The organism is Thermoleptolyngbya sp. M55_K2018_002 (assembly GCF_015295965.1).
GTDB classification, from domain to species: domain Bacteria; phylum Cyanobacteriota; class Cyanobacteriia; order Elainellales; family Elainellaceae; genus Thermoleptolyngbya; species Thermoleptolyngbya sichuanensis.
In genome coordinates, this window is record NZ_DVEA01000299.1 from 1 (window position 1) to 4,053 (window position 4,053).

Consider the following 4,053-nt stretch of genomic DNA (forward strand, 5'->3'; position numbering starts at 1 on the left):
GGCTTCAGACCCAGAACCGCGCCCCGATTCCCAAAACGCCAGCCTCGCCGCTGCACCCGCGCACCCAAGCCGTTCTGCGCCGCCTCGACCAGTTGCCCCTGCACGGTCAGACCCTCTACCCCAGCCGCCTGATTGGCACCGCCACGCCCCTGCCCAGCCCCCGCCCTGGCGACTGGGACACACCCGATGGCTCTGCCCTGCCAACGCTGCCCGATGGTGAGGTGTGGTATCGCATCTCCCTGACCCGCTATCACGACGGCACGACCTGGCAGCACGCCCCATTTTCTCAGTTGTCCAGCCGCCTGACTCCGGGTTTTCTGTGGAACCAACTCGGACTGGGCGATTCGCAAAGCGCTGCCTACGGGAATCGCCCCACGCTCCAGTACACCACCTGGAACCCGCAGGCCCAGATGCAGTCCCATCCGCTCACCGTGCGGGCGCTGCGGCTCCAGGGCAGCGCCATTCAACTGCTGGCCAGCGGCCAACCCCTGGGAGACTCCCTGGCCAATCGCCCCCATCTCGTCCTGTCGGAGGCCGCGCTCAACTGGGAACTGCCCACCGACAGCACCTCCCTGGCCGCCCTCCAGTTGCAACAGCCACAGCAGGGCAGCGCCATACTGCGAACCCTTGCCACCGAGCTACGCCGCGCCCGACCAAACCTGTCGCTGCCGCCTGCCGACGACCCAGAGGCGCTGGCCCAAGCCTTCGGCTCCTGGAGCGTGCAGCTTGCCGACCTGACGGGCGATTCCCGCAGGGATCACTCGAATCGCCAGCCGGAGGTGATTCTGGTGCTGCATCCCGACCTGCTCGATCCGCCCCCTGCCGAACCCGCGCCAGAGTCAGACGATCTGGAATTGCTCGGCGCATCGCCCAGCCCCCCTGCCCCATCCCCTGCGCCATCCAGTGCCCCGTCGGATGCCCCGCTCCGCACGCTGATCTTTTCTGCCAGCGGCAGCCTGGTCTACAACGAACTGACGACGAATACGCAACTGGTGGCGATCGCCCGCCTGGAAGGGGAGACAGCGCCCGTTCTGGTGATTACGCAGGGCGATCGCGTTACGCTGCGGCGGTGGCTTGCGTCTCCACAGCGCTTCGAGCCAATCGACTAAGCCAATCAACTAAGCCAAAACGACTAAGCCAAAACGACTAAGCAGAGGCGATTTGACAAGCCATCCAAAATCCAAAATCCAAAATCAACACTACCGAGCGTCTTCGTTGATCGGCGCGATATATTGCCGATTGGCACGGACGTAGCACGTTCCCAGGGTTTGCCCCGGCTGGGCAAAGGTGAGCGCATCCGTACCGCGCACCCGCAGCCAGGGAGCGCCATTCTGGAAGACGATCGCTTCATTTCGCACAAACTCGGCCGTCAGGATTGCCCCAGGCGCAATGCGCGATCGCACGACTCCATTGGGACTGACGCGACAGTTCAGATAGGTTGGGTCTGGATCGACCACCAGCCAGCGACGGTTGTAGTAATTGCCCCGGTTTCCCTGCATGATGGCAGTTGTGTAATCGCCGCTGCGGTTTGGCGTGGGAACTTCGGCCATTTGGGCAATCGCAGGCATAGACAGACCCATTGCCAGTCCTGTTCCCAAAACTAGTCGTAATCCATTCAGTTTCACATTCATCATAGCGTTCAAAATTTGACTCAAAGTGACTCAAAGTGACTCAACAGGATGTGTGCAAACCATTCAGCAGCGCGTCAGCAACACGTCAGCAGCGAGTGTGAAGCGCGTGTACTGCGGTCTGCACGTTGAGTAGCTTCATTCCCGGTTGAAAAGATTCCTGAGAGTCGGGCGATCGCTGTGCCAGAACCCAGATCGGCTGGCGTTGGGGGGATGGCGTTAGTCTGACTCGCCGTACCAAATGGCTTCTACCTGGCGGGCGATCGCCTCTGCCTCTGCCCGCTCCTGCCCTGGCTGCAAGCATACAGTGACATGGCCCAGCTTGCGCCCCGGCCGCGATTCAGATTTGCCATACCAATACACCTGAGCCTGGGGAATTGCGGCAAGCCGCTGGCGCAGAGCGGCATAGTCAGACTTGGCAGTTTCAACGCCCAGCAGGTTGACCATCACCGCGCCCGCGCAGGTGAGCGCTGTAGACCCCAGCGACAGCCCTGCCACGGCCCGCAGATGTTGTTCAAATTGCGAGGTGGCACAGGCATCGAGGGTGTAGTGCCCGGAATTGTGGACGCGGGGCGCAATTTCGTTGACCAGCACACGCCCGTCGGTCGTCAGAAATAGCTCAATGCCCAGCACGCCGACGTAATCCAGGGCAGTGAGAATCTGGCGGGCGATCGCCCCCACCTGCTCCGTCACGCTCTCAGAAAACTCGTTCAGCGCATACACCCGGCGGCAGACCTGCTGTTCCTGCTGCGACTCCACCACCGGATAAAGCGCGATTTCGTGGGATTCATGAAGCGATCCCTGGGGAAATCGCCCCCGCGCTGCCATCACCGCCAGTTCCCGCTCAAACGGCACAAACGCTTCCACAAGCCAGGACTGTCCCGGCTTTTGCAAGACCGCTTCCAGTTCTGCCTGGGTTTTGCAAACAAACGTGCCGTAACCGTCATAGCCATGTCGCCGCGCCTTTAGCACCACCGGAAACTCAAAGCTCGCATCCAATTCAGACGCATGGGTGATTGCCTGAAAGCGGGGCGTAGGAACATGGATGGACTGATAAAAGGAACGCTGATCGAACTTGTCGAGGATAGGGGCGATCGCCCCCAAAGACGGCAAAAACGCCACACCCTGTGAGGCGATCGCGCTCAGTCCTGCCAGATCCACAAACTCATTCTCAAACGTAATCACGTCACACTGCTGGGCCAGATGCGCCGTAGCCGATGCGTCTTCCACCTGCGCCAACACGACATCCTCTGCAACGCCCACGGCCGGATCGTCCTGATTCGGCGTCTGCACAATGAGATGCAGCCCCAGCTTCTTGGCCGCCGCACCCATCATCCAGGCAAGCTGCCCGCCGCCAATTACCCCAACCCGCTTCACATCGCTCCCTGTCATCCCTGTCTATCGCCACCACAGCATTCTGTCTGCATCAGTATTCTGCATCAGTATAGCGACTGCCCAAAACCCTCGAAAAACCAAAGCACGATTCCCGAGAGGAAAGTGCGCTGCACCGCTTGCGCGAACGCTTCGCGAATCGCCCCTGCCGCCCCTGCAATGCGAAGCGACCTCTCAGAACAAACCAGAAGAAAGTCCTTAGGAGGGGGTGTGGGGGACGAAGCGTCCCCCACAAAGGGGGTTTGGGGGATATCCCCCAAGGCTTGCTGGTTCGGAGATCAAATTCCTCAAAACTGTCCTGAACAGCATCAACCCCAAGCGTAGGCCTCTGACGGGGCTAGTACTTCACCTGCGCTTTTGGAATTTCCGCAAACCTAGAAACTTATGTGAAGCCCGGTACGTCCGATAGACAAGTTTCGTCGATGCTGCCCTGAACCCTCCAGAGATCGGTATGATGGATGGTTTCTTCAGGAGGCGGTTCGATTCTCAATTCTTTGAGATTTTCCCAGTTAAATCTGATCGCAACTGCGCCAAACCTGATTAATATCGGTTTTGGTCGATTGCGATGGAGGTTTGTGCGACTCAGCTGCATCTGCCCCAACTCCCCAATCGGTGTTTTAAGAGGTTGATTGTGAGATTTTCTTGGTTATTGTCTGGTGTGCTGGGTGTTGCAGGGTCTCTCCTGATTGCCGTTTCTGCCGAAGCGGGCACGCTGCAATCCTGGCGGTTTAACTCAGCGGAAAACCGGCTGGTCTTTACCACGGATGACGGCGTGCAGCCCAGGGCGCAGCTTATTTCTGATCCTGTTCGCTTAGTTATTGACCTGCCGGGAATTACCCTGGGACGTTCGACCACGCGCCAAAGCGGAACAGGCGGCATTCGGGAAATTCGCCTAGGGCAGGTAGACGCTCAGACCACGCGCATCGTAATCGAGCTAATGCCCGGTTATACCCTCGACCCACAGCGGGTGCTGGTGCGCGGGGCCACCCCGACCGAGTGGTCTGTGCAAATTCCCACGCCGCAGTTTGTCGGC

At 59.7% G+C, this 4,053-nt stretch carries 4 protein-coding genes; 2 read left to right on the top strand and 2 right to left on the bottom strand.

Annotation, left to right across the window (positions count from 1 at the left end):
- The coding region (locus IGS51_RS15200; protein WP_297079466.1) for a hypothetical protein at nucleotides 1–1,109 on the top strand (1,109 nt) is incomplete at its 5' end.
- 90 nt (nucleotides 1,110–1,199) lie between these two features.
- Here the strand turns inward: IGS51_RS15200 and IGS51_RS15205 are convergent.
- Entirely contained in the window at nucleotides 1,200–1,655 is a 456-nt protein-coding gene (locus IGS51_RS15205; RefSeq protein ID WP_297079468.1) for a hypothetical protein, read from the bottom strand.
- Between the two features lie 192 nt (nucleotides 1,656–1,847).
- A complete protein-coding gene (locus tag IGS51_RS15210) occupies nucleotides 1,848–3,020 on the bottom strand; it encodes a 5-(carboxyamino)imidazole ribonucleotide synthase (protein WP_297079469.1) in 1,173 nt (390 codons plus the stop codon).
- Between the two features lie 631 nt (nucleotides 3,021–3,651).
- Here IGS51_RS15210 and IGS51_RS15215 point away from each other — a divergent pair.
- Nucleotides 3,652–4,053: AMIN domain-containing protein (locus IGS51_RS15215; protein WP_297079471.1), on the top strand; the 402-nt coding region annotated here is incomplete at its 3' end.